Origin of the sequence: Parapedobacter indicus (assembly GCF_900113765.1) — a bacterium.
GTDB classification, from domain to species: domain Bacteria; phylum Bacteroidota; class Bacteroidia; order Sphingobacteriales; family Sphingobacteriaceae; genus Parapedobacter; species Parapedobacter indicus.
On sequence record NZ_FOQO01000003.1, the window covers coordinates 116657 to 134394 of the forward strand.

The following is a 17738-nucleotide window of genomic DNA, read 5'->3' on the forward strand; positions in this document are numbered from 1 at the left end:
AATAACGTTATTCATCAATCGGTTTGATTTTCGGCTTTAGCCGGAAAAGCAATAGCGCACAAACCACCATGCTTAATGCTGCTAGCTGGAATATAAACGTAAGATTTACCTGCTCATCCCGCAAAGCGCCAGCAACATAAATTCCGATCCCACCAATGACGCAACTGCAAAGATTCAAAAATCCGTAACCCGTTGCAAGATAGCGTTTATCGGCAATCATGCCCAAGATAGGCATCATGTTCGCATCAATAAACGGTCTTGTCAACGCATAAACGAGGAAACCGACAACCGTAGCCCATAGCAGCATGGTGTAGCTGGCTATAAACACGGCAGGTACAGCAATAAGGAAACCGATAGCAGGCAACCACATCCGTGCCCTAGAATTCGTCTTGGACCACCAGTCGGCCAGCGCCCCCCCACCGATGACACCAACCAACATAGCCGGAAAAAAATAGGCGGTGGAGTATACACCGGCTTCCGTTTGAGATAGGTCAAACTTCTCTTTGTAAAAGGTTGGCAACCAGCCGTTCACCATCCAACTAATCGCTCCAGCTATGCCCCAGATAATTAAAACTACAATAAACGAAGGATTTCCGAACAATCGCTTCAGTGCGACTCGAAAATCTGTTTGTTCTTCTTGTGAAACGACATCTATCGTTTCCTCCTCGGTGTTAGCCTTCGGATCACGCAGGAAAAACACCAATATGACTGCATAGCCAATGCCGACAATTCCAAAAATACTGAAAGCATAATGCCAACTATGGGTTTCAGCCAACCAACCTCCAATAAATCCCAAGCTTTGGCCAACCATGACTCCCGCCACATGGATACCGGTAGCGGTAGATCTTGTCTTACCCGTGTGCCAATCCATGATCAGCGCCATCGCAGCGGGCATATAGCATGCTTCACTGATTCCCATCAACGCCCGTGCCGCCAACAACTGTTCGAAAGAAGTAGCCAAGGAGGTCAGCCAGGTAACTAATGACCAGAAAAATAAGCTACCGATAATGACCTTGCTCCGGTTAAAGCGATCTGCGAGATAACCAGCAAATGGACTTGCAAACCCATATACCCAAAGAAAGACAGAAGTTAATAGACCGAACTCCGCATCCGTCATGGGAACGACTTCAATGATACTTGTTCGCATGGTGGTGATTGTCATGCGGTCAAGGTAATTAAGTGCTCCAACTATGCATAGGAGTGCTACCAAAAGCCAGGGGTAATACCTTCGTTTACGAATCATCTGCTTGGTTTTTTTCGAGCCTACGGGTCATTTTCATAACCTTGTAAGCTGCCGCTGCATGAATATCTGCATTATACGAAGCTACATCGACATTCCTCAATTGATCATACAATCGGAATAAGATTTTTCGATCGTCCGCTTCCCCCCGCTCCGCCAGTCCCTGAAGCGGTTGCTGAGTTTTGATGAAATCACTTAGTGCCTGTTCTTTCACATCGGATATGGGCATGGCCTGTGAATTTACTTTTTTTGGAATAGCCAATACAGCTACGAGGATGAATATCGTGAACACCGCCAAAAACAGGTTAAGCCTTACCAACATGTCCAACCTCCGTCAACGACAATGGTCTGGCCCGTGATGTATGAAGCCGCATCTGACAAAAGAAAAGCGACGGTACCGGCAATCTCGAGAGGCTGTCCAATCCGCCTCATGGGAACACGGGCCTCGATACGTTCGACAAAGTCAGGATGCTGACTTTGAACAGTAGGATTGGGAAATGGGCCCGGAGCAATGACATTGCACCGTATTTGTTGTTCGGCCCAATGGACGGCCATGTATTTAGCCATATGTCGAATAGCTGCTTTACCCACGCCATATTCTATTGGATTTTTATTCATCGGCTTTTTATACACGGACGGATATGGCGCGACGAGCCCATACATACTAGCGCATAAGACAATACTTCCTTGGTTTCGGGCGACCATAGCTTGCCCTATTAGGCGACTTATGTGAAAAACAGCAGTTATGCCGCCATGATTGACTTCATCAAATTCGTCGGGCGTAAGTTCCTCAAATGCTTTACTAGTGGAGGCAAATGTCAAGTTCACAAAACCATCTGGACAACCATTGGTCGTTATTTCCTTCGTCACGAATGAAGACACAGCATCTAAATCCGTTGCGTCCAAACTAATAGGAATCACGTTTTCTCCCAATTCATGCGCAACGACAAACGCTTTTGCCCGATCCGCCAGATCGATGCATAGCACACGCGCCCCCATTTCGCTCAACAAGGTTACCACTGCGCTGCCTAAATAACCGGCGCCGCCCAGTACCCAAATCAATCTGCCGCTTAAACTAAATAATTCACCCATACCTAACTGAATCCAGTAGCCCCTATTTTTCCGCGTCAATTTCTATAATGGTTCCCGCGATATGCCGTAATCCATTTTCTTTATTAAAATAATAGACAACCAGCACGCGATTATTATCCAATTGTACGGGCCATGTATAGCCCAGATCACCGTTCCCGCCATCTGTCCGCAGGACGATCTCCTGTGAGGTATCCCAGTCTGTGCATTCAGCGTTCAGTATACGTGCGCGGATACCAAATGGCTTATGCCGATATCCATAGGTAACCAACACGCGGCCATCGGGCAATTGCAACGCATTCAATGGGTGTCCTTGAAATCCCATAGATTGCCATTGAAACGTTTTCCCGCCATCCGTCGACCTTGCGATTACCGCTTGGTCATCGTAACCCGCGGTGCGCAGGAATCCCACAATATCGCCATTTGGTGTTTCGATTACAGAAGCCTCGTTAAAGGAAACGGTAGGATCTTCCGCCACTACACCGGAATATTCCCAGGTCAGCCCCTTGTCTTTTGAGACCAACAGGTAATTGGATGTTTTTTTAACACCGTCGTGCGCAGCAACGATCCACAGTATGCGTCCATCTTTTGCCTCATACAAAGCGCCACGGTTATAAGCCGGCACGGGTTCGTTAAACACGTTATAATGCCGCTCCTGTGTAACATGAGGTGGATAATAGGGTCCCTCCCAGGTTTTACCGCCATCGGTAGAGCGTACGAGATAGCCCCCCAAGAAGATAAATCCACCCGACTCAAAATAAGGCTGCTTTACTTTTGCATCATCCCTAACAGTTGTCCATCCGTAACTTGTGCAAAGCAGGGTTCCGTCCTTGAGCTGAAGCAGGCAAGGGTCCTGCGATCCGCCAAATGCATGTGCGTAAATTAAATCCGGAGCCGGGGTCCACGTCTCTCCGTCCGTGGAACGTACACCAACTAAATAACTATTATGGTCAACGTGATTGTTGTCTTGCTCCCCATATATCCTCCGATTCGGAGCACGTCGGAAAGCCACTAATAATTCGCCGTCGGGTTTCTTTACGACCGAAGGAAATGTGCTGTAAAACATGGAATCCTGGTAGATCATTACATCTTTAATTTTGCGTACTTCAACAGCACGTCTTTCCTTCCCTTGACCAAACGAAATTGATGATATACCTAAAATCAATAAGAGGGCGAGTGCAAGATCTCTACTAAAACACATAATCAAAATTTATCAACAGCCGACTTTTGGTTTTAATTTAAGGACCTCAAGTAGGGTATGGTTACAGCACGAACAAATGAAGGAATTGAGAAAGCAATTTACATAAAAATATTAATTAAATTTAAAGGAATAAAGATCCGCATCTTTCAAGTAGAACTTTAATCGAATGGGTCTACCAGCCAATTCAGAAACATCTTTTTGTTTTTGCCACGAAACAATTCTTGCTATTTCATTACCAATTATTTCTTGTGTTTCAGAAAATGAATACCCTGAAATTGGCCGCTGTTCCTCATCCAGAATTTCAACTTTAACCGATCCTGCAGCCGATGTTGAATAATTAATTTCAAGCTCACTTCCATTAAATATAAACGGCTTCGTAATAACCTCCCCTCCATCGTAGCCTGCAGAAAGGGAGGCAAAACCGTCTATCCGTAATGAATACCTTTTTACATGAGCTGACGGTTGTGCATAACTTTCATTTAGATAAATCGAAATTTCAGACGGACTGGTTTCGACAACGTTGAGTACGGGATAATTTGAACGAGAGACCCAATTTTCCAATCCAATCCCCGGGCGAACAAACGACTCCATAAATGTTCTATCGTATTTATTGCCTCCCCTACTGCTCATTAGGACAGCGTCGGAACAGTCTTTATAATAATTTGGATTGACATTCATCTTAGCAGCCTGCTCTTCAGACACAACTTGCCTATTAGGCATGAATCGTGCGCCTATTGCCAGGTAAATATGAGGTGCACGATAATAAGGACTGGTCTGTTGAGTGTATAAATGTTCCAGTGGAGTATCGCCAAACGTCATCGCTTCCGGTGCCGACCAGTTCACAAAATCCTTGGACACGGTGCGGCTGACAGACCGAAATCCTTTATATGCCGTAAACCCCCCGTCAGACCAAGTCCGAAAGTAGCAAACATACTGGCCTTCATGTTCCGACCAAAATACCACATTCTGCGAATCAAACACTCCGGTCTGAAAAACTGCTTTGTCTTGTTTCTTTTTCCAATGTATCCCATCTTCAGAGATGTACGCAAGTAATCCACTTCTGTCAGTACCTCCCACCGCCTTATAACGTTCTTCTCGTTTTGCATTCGGATTGGAATCAAGAAAAGGGCTAAAATTATGCGTTGCGGGAGCAGCATGAGCTAGTATAACATTATTTTCTGATGTACCATCGATCGTATAAATACCAAGTGAAGGTTTTGTCCAATTGACGCCATCCGTTGATTCGGCATAACAGGTGACTTCGTTATCATTACCATCTTTCCCCGCTTCTCGAATACCTCGATAATACATCCTGTATAAATCACCGTCTTTTATTATGGTACAGTACCCTGAAAAATTACCCTCCCAAGGCTTATCAAAACTCAGAACAGCACCTTCGTTAACCGGATGATGCATCTTTTGATTGACATTATCCATCTTATCCAATAAGTAGCGATCTACAAACAGTTCTCTTCGATTATCGATGCGCACAGGTTCATCTGTTTGCGCCGATAATTGGAATGAAGCCACGAAAAACATATAAAAGAGTACGATTATCGACTTTGGATTCTTCATATTATAATTCATTTAACTTGTAAAAAAATAGATCATTTAGATATGCTTACCTTCTATTGGTATCCAGAATTTTGTGTAACCTTGGGTTCGGCGCTTAGTATATTTAATGAAAGCGGCCACAGGTATTTATACGTATCTTGCGGATGCTCTTTAAAGTAAGGAATAAGCTCGTTAGCTCTATCGAAGCGCAAAATATCCCACCAATATTTTCCCTCATATAGCAGTTCTAATAATCGTTCTTCCAGAATTGCTGTGTCATTGTCTTCTTTGCTACCGCTAACAAACCTGTATTTTTCAAAATTGTCTCCGTATGCCCGTGCCCTCACGCGATTCATTACTTCAGACGGATCTTGATTCAATGCGTTTTGTGCTTCTGCTTTCATCAATAATACATCTGCATACCGATATAAAACTACATCGTCTAAAAAATATCTCGCGCCTCCGTCAATCATGCCATTAAATTTACGCTGTATGCAACCGTAAAATTTAGAATACGTCCCTGTATTCGGGTCCAAACTGTACAACTCCGTAAATGACGCGGATTTCCGCTGATCTTCATCGCTAAATTTGGCTAACACATCCGCCGTTAACGTCCAATAATTTCCTCCTCCGATCGTGCCAATAATTTCCAGTGCATCTGGATCCGAATTAGGTGGATATGCATCGATATACATATTTGCCATAAAGGTATTCGACGCTTCAAATCGAGCAAACGTATTTGCCATGATAATTTCGCGATTACCTTTATTGGTATAATCAAAAATACTTTCAAAGCTATCCAGTAAGGTCACATCTGACTTTTCAACTTCATTCAACGCAGTCAAAGCTTCCTGAATATCCGCATCGCCACCTGTCAATCTCTTACCTGTCCATAGGTACACATCCCCTTTCAATGCATTCACCCCCGGCTTAGACCACCTGTTACGGCCGTTAGCGAAATCGTCGTCCGGAAATAATGCTAACGCATTGGCTATATCTGATTTTATAAAGTCGAATATCTGTTCAACCGAGGTACGCTCCTTATAAATTACTGCGGGATTATATCCTTCGGTAGGCTCGGTTACTAACGGGACACCGCCCCATGTCTTTGCCATCACAAAATAGCAAAAAGCCCGCATGGTATATGCTTCCGCAATAATCCGCTGCTTTTGACTTTCAACATTGAAAGTAATAGAGGGAACATATTTGATGACAAGATTAGCGTCGTTTACGACTTGATATAGCGAATTCCAATCTGGTCCCGCGGTGGTTGCATCAAGTGTATTGTCAAAATTTCGAAGATTGCTGAAATCATTCCCAACAGATTGACGGAGATTTTGGCTTCTAGATTCTCCCCAGATATATAGATTAGTGGCCGTCACCCCCCTTAGCCGGGCATACATTCCTCTTATTGCACCATTGGCGTCGTCTTCCGTCTTCCAAAACGAGGCAGTAGATATAATGCTGATCGGCTCCAAATCCAAGTTTTTTGTACAACTTATAGCTATCCAACAGAAAAAGGCGTAAAAAATAGAATATCTTTTCATGACACAAATGTTAAATTAGAAGGTAATCGATGCACCGAAAATAAATGACCGTGGATTTGGATATGCAGCATCAGAATTGGTCTGCTCCGGGCTCAACCCTCCGTACTTTGTAAAGTAATATAGATTTGCGCCCGTTAGGTTTATCCGGAAATCAGCGATACCCAGACGATCTACAATCGATTTTGATAAGCCATACCCGATGGTTACTTCTCTCAAACAAAGGAAATCCAGTTTCTCATAGTGTCTTGAATTCCCGCGCCCCCCCCAGACATTCCACTGTGCATTCTGATCTGCCCAATAATATCGGGGAACGTCAGTGATATCTCCCTGATTTTGCCAGGATCTACGCATGTTCGCGCTAATGGCATTCGCACCGGAAAAATTGCCTTCCATTCGGGCGACCGCTTCATTGTAAATTGTAGCACCTATCGTATAATCCATTCGGACCGAAAGACTGAGATTTTTATAACTGAAATTGTTCGTGAGTCCTCCTGTGATGCGAGGGATAGAATTACCCATATACACACGGTCTCTCGTGTCGATTGTGTCATTACGATCCACATCTAACCAGTTTACATCCCCGCCGTATTTAGTCTTATCAGTCCTAGGAATCAACATATCCACAGGTCCTTGCATTGCCTCTTCATCAGTAGCATAAACACTGACTTGCTTGTAAGCATATAAATCTCCGATCCGCTGCCCTTCTTGCAGTCCTCCCAACCAAGCATAATCTCCTTTTTTGGGATCGTATACATAAACGCCTCCAACCCTATTATATTCAATCCCATTTTCAGGTAATCTCAGTATTTTACTATTAACCGTCGCTGTATTAAATGCCAGATTCCACTGAAAAGCTGAGGTTGGCTTTAGTATATGAGTATTCAGTTCTATTTCATACCCTTTATTTTCTAACGAACCATAATTGGTAAGTATAGTGGCAAAACCCGTCGACGGCGGCAAATTAAGTGAAGTCAACAAATTGTCGGTAACCCTGCGGTAATAATCAAATATGATGTTTATTCGATTGTTAAATAATCCCAGATCAAACCCAACATCTGCAGTCTTAGAACGTTCCCATTTTAAATCCTGATTCGGCAATGTTGTGATCTGTATACCGGCGTCGCCATCATAACGAGTAGATGCACTATATTCTCCTTGTGCTTGGTATAACCCCAATCCACTGATATTGCCTGTTACGCCATAGCTGCCTCTTAATTTCAGCCTAATCAGATCTTCTGGAAATATACTCCAGAAATTTTCCTTATCTAAATTCCAACCCAATGACGCTCCCGGAAATAACCCCCATTTATTGTTTTCTCCTAAATTCGAGGCCCCATCGTAGCGCAAACTGACATTAAGCATGTATTTTCTCTTAAAATTATAGGTAGCCCGAGAGAAATAGCCAATTAACGCATGTTGCGTTTCCGATCCAGCAACCGCCGTGGGAGTAGCAGACGCGTTTAACGTTGGGATAATATCGGTTGCGGCATCTGCACCATTAGCGGATAGCGAAATATTATTTGCACCTAAATATGAAAATCCGCCTTTCACTTCAACATCATGATCGGAATTGAAGGTCTTACCATAGGTCAGTATGGCGTTGAACTGAGGTCTTGAGGCATCTGAATAAGATCCAGAGGCATTACGAGAAGTAACTAGCGTAGTTGGGCCATTTAAGTAGCTTTTTAAAAAATTCCGTGAATACGCTCCGCGGTACTGAAAAGAAAATTGCGGACTGAATGTTAGATTGGGTACAATTTCCGCTTCAGCGCCAACAATCATCGTTAAATCGTTAACTTTGTTTTTCGGGTTATAAACCGACATTCTATAAAATGGATTGGAATAGCTAAAGTTCCTCCCCGGCGAAAGCGTTCCATCCTCAAAATAAAGTTTGTTTGTGGTTGGTGCTATTAATGAGGACTTAAATACATCGACAGTCGGAGCTTGTCTATCGCCTTTATTCGCGTAAAGAATCCGCGCATACAATTTCACCTTATCAGACAAATCCAACTCACCATTTAAATTAAGCGAAAGTCTTTTATAATCGGTTTGTATGGCAATACCTTGATTATCAATATATCCTAATCCTAGATAAAATCGAGACTTTTCGTTTCCGCCGGAAACAGAAAGTGCATGATTATGCGAAAATGCATTTCTGAATAACATGCTTTGCCAGTCTGTCGTTGAAAAGAGCAACGTTCGTGATGGATCTGCAGGATCCGGTATACTCTCCCAGCCTTCATCCAATTTATACTGGTTTTCGGGCGTTAGGTATTGGAGCGAACTGGTAGTTGTATTGGAAAGATCATTACCTGCTCCACCCAAGTAAACATTTCCGTCCAAATTTGAGAGGTATGTAGGATTTATGCTGCCTGTCGCCAATAAACCTAGACGAGCAAAATAAACTTCTTCAGCGCCGGTTAAAATATCAAATGTTTTACCCACCCGAGAACTTGCTAAATCTACTTTATAAGTTACCCGCGCTTTCCCGGATTCTCCCGACTTCGTTTCAACAATAACAACCCCATTGGAACCTTGCGCTCCATAAATAGCAGTTGCTGCCGCATCTTTCAGTACTTGAATTGATTTTATGTCATGTGCACCTATGTCATTCATATTACTTCTCAACACACCATCAATTATATAGATAGGCGGTGAACTATTCGGGTTGTTAATCGATGTACCTCCTCGGATGATAATATTGGGGGCAGCACCCGGTTGCCCGGAATTAGACTGTACCCTTACCCCAGCCAAGTTTCCTTGCAAAGCATTTCCAATATTAGCATAGGGTATGTTGTCCAGCACTTTGTTATCCAATTTTGATATCGAAGTGGTTATAACATCTCTTCGCTGTGTTCCATACCCTACAACCACTACTTCATCTAAATTTTGCCCTGCTCCGTCTAAGATTATATCAATTGTTGAGCGGCCAAGAAGATCCTGTTCCTGTCGTTGCGCCCCTACATGAGAAAAAACGAGTATGCTTTTTCCCGGCGGTACCGATATTTCGTAATTACCCGCGTCATTGGTAGCGGTCGCAATCATTGTGTCTTTCACGGTTACGCTCACCCCAGAAATGGGCTCTCCCGATGTATTCGTTACTTTACCTCTAACAATAGTTTGGCTTATGGCCCCATGACAAAGCAGCAATGCCAAAAAAAGCAATGTCAACCGATGACACATAAGCCAATCATTACTTACATACTTTTGTATAAAGTTGATTTTCATAATTACATAGTTGTTAACTGTTTAAACTCTTTTATACCTACACACGCAACGCACATTGTAGCGTTGCCTCCCTCAAATACCTACCATTTAATACTTAATAATTGGTTAATTCAATATCTCAAAGGTAAGAGTCGTTAAACTGGCTTTCTACTACTTTTCTTTCTATTAGTAGTACAATATTTCATGACAGTTGACACATTTTCTCGAATAACAAAATAGTTACCAAACCCGCTGTTCAACGAGAAAACAATTAACTGTAACTCAAACGAAATGCAGATTAGTCAGCGATAAAAAAGGAATACAAGTCGGCGTCTTTGAGAATAAATTTCAATCTTATTTTTTTCCCTTTCAACTCACTTATTAAACGACCTTTTTTCCATACAACGGCTTTGTCAATAGCATCGCCAATCAATTCCACCGCATCACCTTTTCCGAAGCCGTTAATTTCATTACCGGCATCATCTAATAAAACAACTTTAATAAAACCAAATGCGGAGGTGGCAAAATTAATAAACAAAGAATCTGATGATACCACCAAAGGCTTCGTAATCGCCTCACCTATTTTATACCCAGCCGACAATGAAGAAAAACCATCAAGCCGTAATGTCATTCTTTCAATATATACGTCTGGACTTCCATACCCCCTAGTGATATAAAATGACATTTCCCGGTCAGAAGTTTGATAAACGCCGGATGCAGGCATATTACTCCTACCCCCCCAATTCATTGGATTACTTCCGGGCCTTACAAAAGACTCCATATACATCCGTCCATAGGTATATCCCCCACGTGAAGTCATCAATACAGCGTCCGAAATATGGGCTTGTTGAGATGCATCGATATCATTTGCCACCAATTCGGCCTTAGATAATGCTTGCTTGTTCAAGTTAATCCGCATCGGCATAGCAATAAGGATGTGAGGAGCCCGAAAATAGGGTTGTGTAGCATTTGTATACAGATGTTGCATTTCAGCCCCTCCAAAAGACATTTTTTGAGGCTCCGACCAATGAATAAAATCCTTGGAGACAGATTTAGCAATCGTACGAAAACCCTTCCCCAATCTCTTATCTCCTGTTCTATCTTCGCTCCCTACTCTTAAATAGACAGCGTACGACTGCTCACTTGGCAACCAAGTAAGGATATTATGAGAGTCCATTGGGTATTGATTAAATAAGCCGGTTGTGTCTTTATCAAATCTTTTCCAATGAATTCCATCCGCCGACACATACCTAAAAGTACCTTGATGAGCCTTCGGGAACGCATTAGCAGTATGACCACCAATCGCTTTATATCGCTCCTCTTCAGGGATATCTTTCCTCCGATCATATAACACCATAAAATTTTCTGTGCTTTTTTGGGGATTCTTCACCATGATGACATTATTGTTACATGTTCCATTAATTTGATATATGCTTAGATTAGGTTTTATCCAATGAATGCCATCTTCACTTTCTGCATAGCATGTAACGGCTTCTGTCAATCCATCCTTAATCTCATTGGATCCCCGATAGTACATTCTGTAAAGACTATCATCTTTAATAACCGAAGCATAGGTAAGAAATTTGCCTTCCCAAGGCTTATCTGCCGATATTGCGACACCTGCTGAACGTGGTATACCCAATTTATAATAGGTATTAGTTCGGTTCGCTATAATATAATCGTCAACGAATAACTCACGGCGATTTTTAAAAATAACAGCTACAGAATCTCCTTGTGCAATTAATGGGGAATTCAATAAATTCATCGCGATGCACAGATAAAAACACCTTACTTTCATAGTTTGTTAATTAAAATTGGTTACGTAGTCAAATAGAAGACGATTCATCAAAAGGCGATTACAATTCAAGACCTTCTCTATAAATCAGCTGATCGTATAGAGGTACTGATTGAACCCTTCGCAGTCTAAGCGCGAATTACTAATTTGCAGGGCTGTCATCCGCTGTGCAAGCATTATTACGTCTGCCTACTTGGCATTCCTAACAAAACTAAGAATCTGTTAAACAGAAAGCTATAACAATTCTTTTTAAAGATGATACTATTTTCCATGTCTCCTTGGAGGACCCCGATACGCGGCAATACGCATTGGAGGATCCACACGGATTTTTACTTTTACAGCAGAAATATTAAACAAAGCTTGGCGGGAAGGGTGGCCTATCTACAAGTGTTGCCTTTCGGCCAATTCCGGCGACTCTCGCAAAAAATGTTTATGCTGAATTCTTCAAAGTGACCAGTTGGCGTGATCTTGCCCTGGAAGATTTTCTGTACTAACCTAACTAAGTAACGCTAATCTTTCAGTGTCAGCGTATTGCCCGTGTCGATTACCTCATAAATCTGGGCACGTTCCTTTCCGCTCGGTGAATTGGGTTGATGGAAGGTAAGCATCAGCCGCCCATCGAACGTCTTGAATAGCATACCGTGGCCACCGTGTTGGTAAAACAGTAAGTTTTCTTGTTGCTTCCAAGGCCCCGTCACCTTTCCGGTTGTAGATTCTGCAATACCGATCGCGTAACTTCCTTCTTTGAAGCTGGACCAGATCATCAGCAGCTTACCCGTCTTGGTCCGATACAGGAAACAACCATCTGTTACGTAGGTACGGGTGCCATCCGGGTGTTGATTTCCGGTCGACCAAGAAGCACTGGATGCGTGAAAAAGCGTCAAGGAAGATCCCACTGTTTTTGAAAGATCTTGCTCCAGTTGTACCAACTCCATCGTACCGTCTTCTATCTGCACCCACTCATGGCAATAAACCAGATAAGGAATCCCATCTTCGACCCATAGCGTACCATCTAACGCCATGTAATCCATGGGGGTATGCGGCAACTTCTCTTCAAATGGGAGAAACGGACCCATCGGATTGTCTGCATAGAACAGCTGTGTTCCCCTGAAGGTGTATTTTGGAAAACCTTCCCGCCTCAGCTTCCATTCGATATCGGAATTAAGCGTGGCGAACAAATAGTATTTGCCTTGATACGAATGTACTTCAGGAGCCCATATGGCCCCTTTGATCCAGTTGTCCGGCGGTGTATTATAGACCACATATGGGCCTTCCCAATATTCCAGATCTTTACTATGGTAGGCAACCACTCCGCTCGCATCCGTCCCCTGTTTATCCTTGACTGGTGCTGACTTATAAAGGATATACAACTCGCTCTGTTGATCGGCGACAATATAAGGATCACGTACATGTAGATCCGTAATGTGTACTTTTGAAATGTTTTCCTGTGCTGATGCATATTGACCAACCAATAGACAGGAAACCATGAAAACAACCCATACAATAAACTGTCTTTTCTTCTGCATGGTTCAAAAATAGCAACAATCTACCGATCATCAACAACCTACAACCGGTTTCTACTCGCTACCACCCAGCGCTCCACATAGGCACCTTGCTCGATAACTGCGAGGTAGTCGTATAGTGCCACGGTAGGGCAAACATGGTACGGCAATCCATACAACACATCCCCTACTTTCCAAGAATGCCCCGGTGGCGCTTCCAACACCAAATGTTCCTCGCTTTGACCGATCGGTTTCAGATCGGGGGCATTGAGGAAATAAACCCGCCGATCCAACGGATTCTCGGCCGCAACGGCCTTGTGTCCCAAGTCCACGCAGAATCGGTTCACTTCCGGCATGGATACAATACGCGTCAACAGTACGGCAGAAGGAAGAAACGGCTGATCCGGCAGGCCATCGGCATAACCCTTATCCCAGAGAATGAACGTTCCTGGACTGCATTCCACTTCGGGATAGGTTGCATAAATAGGAAATGATGGCGACCCTCCCACGACAATGCGGGGCCTCGGGAAGCCCACCTTTTGTACCTGTTGCGCCATTTGCTCAACCGATTCAAAATTCTTCGCACAGATTACCTTTCGTTTTTCAATGTCCCGTTCATGTACATGGCCATCGTATGCATGAAAGCCCTGAATAGCCAATCCTTCCAGTTGACCACATTGCTGATATAAGGCAACCGCCTCCGCTCCCGGCTTGATACCGGTACGGCCCATTCCAATATTCAAATCCACATAAACGTCAACCATCTCCCCGGCTTGCCTTGCAGCCACCGCCAATGCATGTGCAGCCTGGGGATTATCTACAATGGCCGAAAAATTGGTTTTCGGGAATTTTTTCTTCAACGACAAAAAACGGATTAGCTTCGGACCATACAGCGGATACGCCACGAGCACGTCCGGGGCTTCACACTCACCCAACATTGCTGCCTCGGCAATAGTTGCACACTTAAACCGCGTAATTCCTGCTTCCAATTGGAGGCGGGTCAATTCCTTGGTCTTATGCGTTTTCACGTGTGGCCGTAACCGCTTTGGGTCATCAATCATGCTTTTCAGGAGCGTAATATTCTGCTTAATACGCTCCGGAAACACCAACAATGCCGGTGAATCAACATCGGATTCGTTGCGGATCTTATACCAAGTATCAACGGGTTGCATAGGATAATTGTATTGTCAAAGACTATTGATTTGTGCCAACAGGCTATTCATAAGGATTCCTTCTGCATTCTCTGCCAAATGGCTTGATCGGCAACGCCAGCATTCGTACCCCCCTTTCTCCAGTTCATGGGCTGGCGGCACGTAGCCAACGTAATCGTTGGCCAGGCAAATCGTAAAATACTTTTTATCGGGTCGTTCTGCTTTGATATGCAAACCGGTTTCAGCGAAAAACTCACCCGGAAGTGCACCGATCACGCCCGAACCGACTCGGAACGCCTGCACCGGCACCTGTTTTTCATCCGGGTATTCAGCAAGTAGCACCTGTTCCCGCGCATATACTTGTTGATATCCCCGTTGGTCGAACTGGATGTTTTCGTAGTCAGTTTGTTCCACAAGCGCTTTGGCGGTCTCCAATTCCTCCGGCGTCGGTTTGCGTAATCCTACCGTTATTTCGGCGTATCGACTTCCTAATACGGGTTGTACTTCCCAGGTCACGTCACTTAGCGACGTCACCACACCAATAGCAAGTTCTTTACCGATCAACTGGCTTTTCTCATGATTCCCCGCCGGATAGCGGTCGGGATCCAGGAAATCCCAGATATTTACTTCGCCACTGGTGCCATTGCTCATCATGCCTACAAAAGCGGAGTCCGTACCCAATAATTCGGTCAACTCTTTGGCAAACCAACCGAAGTAGTCCGCGCTGATCGTACCCCGCTCGCAGTCTCCCACGTAGTGCAATGAATAATTGGCAAGCAGACCGATCCATTCACCATCGATTCCTTTGACAGCTAGGTATCGTAATTCTGTATCTGGTTTAGACGTACGCTCCACAATATCGTTTTCGCCGCCGATGGGATTCGTTTTTATCGCATCTGCTTCGCCACTCACCGGGTTAAACGGTCGATAGTTGGCCTTCATGCGGTAACGTCGACATACCATATGCCTCGGCTCGTCAAACCAACCATAACCGATGTGCGCAGGCACCGAGCGTTGTTGCGCTTTCAATATCGCCTCAACAAGCAATGCGGGCAACTTCTTTCGGTATCCCCAGTCTACATGCCCCATCAGCAAATCGGCAACGGAACCGGCTGAATGGGTATGCGTACTCGAAATCAACTGATTTTGAGGTGGGATACCGGTCTGTTCTGCAATGAGATTCTTTACTTCATCGAGAAAATCCCGTTGCATCACACAAATATCGACCACGAGGATAAGTAACGTGGTGACGCCATCCTGCATGATCAGTGCTTTGGCGTAAAGCGGATCGGCAATATGGTTCGCGTAACGGCTTGTAAATTCGCCATTGATCACGGTCCCCAAGGGCGGTGTAATATCCACCTGTGCAGTCCCTGCTTTAAATAAATGTTTTTGCATAGTACTATTTATTTCTTCCACGCATTTCGTAAAAAACGTAGCCAGTTACCATGGAAAATATTGTCAATATCAACCTCTGAATAGCCCCTATGCTGCAGTATTGCTTCAAATTTCCGCAAATCTGCAATGGAGTTTAGATCCCATGGACTTTGTTCGGTACCAAAAATACCATCCAAGTCACTGCCGATGCCAATGTGATGGCTGTTCCCTGCCAGCTGGCAGATGTGGTCCCAATGATCCACCAACTGCTCCAGCCGGATATCCAATTGCCACGGATCCGATACCGTATCGATAAACCGGATATCCATCGCCCAACAATCCAGCATTCCGCCGATAACGGCTCCTCTCCCGATCAGTTTTTTGATCTGCACATCGGTTAGCTGCCGTTGGTTGGGCACGAATTTACGCACATTATGATGACTGGCCCATATTGGCCCTTCGTATAGGTCTAACGCTTGGTCAAACCCCTCATCTGTGAGATGGGTGACATCCAAAATCAGATTCAACGCTCCCATCACCTTCATCAGCTCCAGCCCCTGCGGATGGATCCGCCCCGCAGTCTTGGTGCCGTCTGCATACCTACCCGTGCCAAAGTGTGACAGCCCCATCGCCCGCAAGCCATAACCATGTGCCCGATAAAGATAGTCAATATCCACCAATGAATCGGCGCCTTCCAAGCTAAGGATATATCCGATGGGTTTATCTTCATCCGCCAATTGATCATCATTCCACAGATGGACCTGTTCTTCCAGCCCTTCCAGGTCTACAATCTGCACCATCTCCCCCAGCGCTTCCATCTCCCGATACCAGCTAAGCTGTGCTTGCGTCATGGCCCAGGCTTGTTGCGGAGAATTCCATGCCGTGGGCACATAACGCGATGGACTGACACGGGCCAATTGTGTGGCAACCACAATTCCCACATTTCCTTTGCGCAGTTCGGGTAGGCAAACCGTCCCTTTACCACGATCCGGCCGGTCCTGCAGGCTCAATTCACCGTTACGTATCTCATCCAATGGGCGTGATAGATCGCGGTTCCACTCGATGGCGTTCATCGCTAAGTCCAGATGGGCATCAATGATCAATCGGTTCATTCGAAAGAATTTTGTTCTTCAATGGCCTCATGAAACCTAAATTTTCATCGCCTTTTGAGAGGCGCAGACATGTCAGGTTTCATGTGGGTATTTTAAGATTAGTTCCCTGATTTCCTCACTAAATGTACGAACTATTTTTTCCCAACGCTCCGGGTGGTCAGCAGCGTAATCTTGAAAGTCAGCAACCACCGAATCCGGCAGTACGGTTGCTTGGGAAAGTTCCGGATTGAGATCCTTCATCACCACGCCATACGCATAAGTGCCCATGAGATCCATATACCGAAAATTACCTGCAAAAGGCAGGTAATAACCGGCGTCATTCCGGCAGGCACGATCAATACTTTCTATCGAGGCGTAACCATTTTCTACCAGGTAAAATGCCTCCCTTGCCCAGGCTGCCATCATCCGTGCACGCACGCTGAATCCGGATTTCACGAGGTAAGGATCTTTGTTCCATCCATTTTTTGCCATGGCCTCCAGCGCACGTATTTGATTTGAGGCGGACTTTTCATTGCAAATGATTTCCAGAAAAAAAGTCAGGTCAGCGGGGTAACACCAATTCAACCCTAAGATCCGTTCCGGATACCGGCTGGCAGCCTGCAATTCCGCTAACGGGATACTTTCCGTGTTGACGGCAATGACGGCGTCTTTACCGACGCAACCTTCCAACCGCTCGATGAGTTGCCGCTTGATATCGCTGCGCTCTTCCGTAATAACAACGATCCAGTGATGAGACAAAACCGTCGGCCAAGCTTTTGGCAAGATCAGCTTTTTTACCCGATCCGGCATGGCCTGCTTCACTGCTGAATAAGCCGCCTTCACATCCGAGGTCAACAGCGTTGTCTCTTGGTCTGCACGCAACGCATTACCAGCGACGCTATAGGCTAGTTTACCATCGCCGACAATTAATAAAGGAGGGAGTGGTCTATTCGTTTCCTTCATCATCATTTGTGCCATAGGGTG

At 44.7% G+C, this 17738-nt stretch carries 13 protein-coding genes; all 13 read right to left on the bottom strand.

Annotated features, from left to right (window positions below; all coding sequences use genetic code 11):
• Positions 1-7 precede the first annotated feature (7 nt).
• Entirely contained in the window at positions 8-1243 is a 1236-nt protein-coding gene (locus tag BMZ56_RS07260) for an MFS transporter (protein ID WP_090625915.1), read from the bottom strand.
• A complete protein-coding gene (locus tag BMZ56_RS07265) occupies positions 1233-1562 on the bottom strand; it encodes a hypothetical protein (RefSeq protein WP_090625916.1) in 330 nt (109 codons plus the stop codon). The genes BMZ56_RS07260 and BMZ56_RS07265 overlap by 11 nt, the downstream gene beginning before the upstream one ends.
• Positions 1553-2332 carry an SDR family oxidoreductase gene (locus BMZ56_RS07270; protein WP_090626245.1) on the bottom strand — a complete coding sequence of 260 codons (780 nt, stop codon included), beginning with the start codon at positions 2330-2332 and terminating at the stop codon, positions 1553-1555. Before BMZ56_RS07270 ends, BMZ56_RS07265 begins: the two co-directional genes overlap by 10 nt.
• 22 nt (positions 2333-2354) lie before the next feature.
• Positions 2355-3413, bottom strand: coding sequence for a sialidase family protein (locus BMZ56_RS07275; RefSeq protein WP_218146496.1), 1059 nt, complete (start codon positions 3411-3413; stop codon positions 2355-2357).
• A gap of 228 nt (positions 3414-3641) precedes the next feature.
• On the bottom strand, positions 3642-5105 hold the full coding sequence (locus BMZ56_RS07280) for a glycoside hydrolase family protein (protein ID WP_218146497.1): 1464 nt from the start codon (positions 5103-5105) through the stop codon (positions 3642-3644).
• A 53-nt stretch (positions 5106-5158) separates the two neighbouring features.
• Positions 5159-6562 carry a RagB/SusD family nutrient uptake outer membrane protein gene (locus BMZ56_RS07285; protein ID WP_245893126.1) on the bottom strand — a complete coding sequence of 468 codons (1404 nt, stop codon included), beginning with the start codon at positions 6560-6562 and terminating at the stop codon, positions 5159-5161.
• An 84-nt stretch (positions 6563-6646) separates the two neighbouring features.
• A complete protein-coding gene (locus BMZ56_RS07290; RefSeq protein ID WP_245893127.1) occupies positions 6647-9859 on the bottom strand; it encodes a SusC/RagA family TonB-linked outer membrane protein in 3213 nt (1070 codons plus the stop codon).
• 277 nt (positions 9860-10136) lie between these two features.
• Positions 10137-11603: a glycoside hydrolase family 32 protein gene (locus BMZ56_RS07295; protein WP_104443699.1), complete on the bottom strand. Its 1467-nt coding sequence runs from the start codon at positions 11601-11603 to the stop codon at positions 10137-10139.
• A gap of 539 nt (positions 11604-12142) precedes the next feature.
• Positions 12143-13159, bottom strand: coding sequence for a glycoside hydrolase family 43 protein (locus BMZ56_RS07300; RefSeq protein ID WP_090625920.1), 1017 nt, complete (start codon positions 13157-13159; stop codon positions 12143-12145).
• A gap of 38 nt (positions 13160-13197) precedes the next feature.
• A complete protein-coding gene (locus BMZ56_RS07305; RefSeq protein ID WP_090625921.1) occupies positions 13198-14307 on the bottom strand; it encodes a D-TA family PLP-dependent enzyme in 1110 nt (369 codons plus the stop codon).
• 15 nt (positions 14308-14322) lie between these two features.
• Complete coding sequence (locus tag BMZ56_RS07310) at positions 14323-15684, bottom strand: hypothetical protein (RefSeq protein ID WP_090625922.1); 1362 nt, start codon at positions 15682-15684, stop codon at positions 14323-14325.
• Between the two features lie 8 nt (positions 15685-15692).
• Positions 15693-16775, bottom strand: coding sequence for a dipeptidase (locus BMZ56_RS07315; protein WP_090625923.1), 1083 nt, complete (start codon positions 16773-16775; stop codon positions 15693-15695).
• 72 nt (positions 16776-16847) lie between these two features.
• Entirely contained in the window at positions 16848-17732 is an 885-nt protein-coding gene (locus BMZ56_RS07320; protein ID WP_218146498.1) for a 3-hydroxyacyl-CoA dehydrogenase NAD-binding domain-containing protein, read from the bottom strand.
• Between the last annotated feature and the right edge of the window lie 6 nt (positions 17733-17738).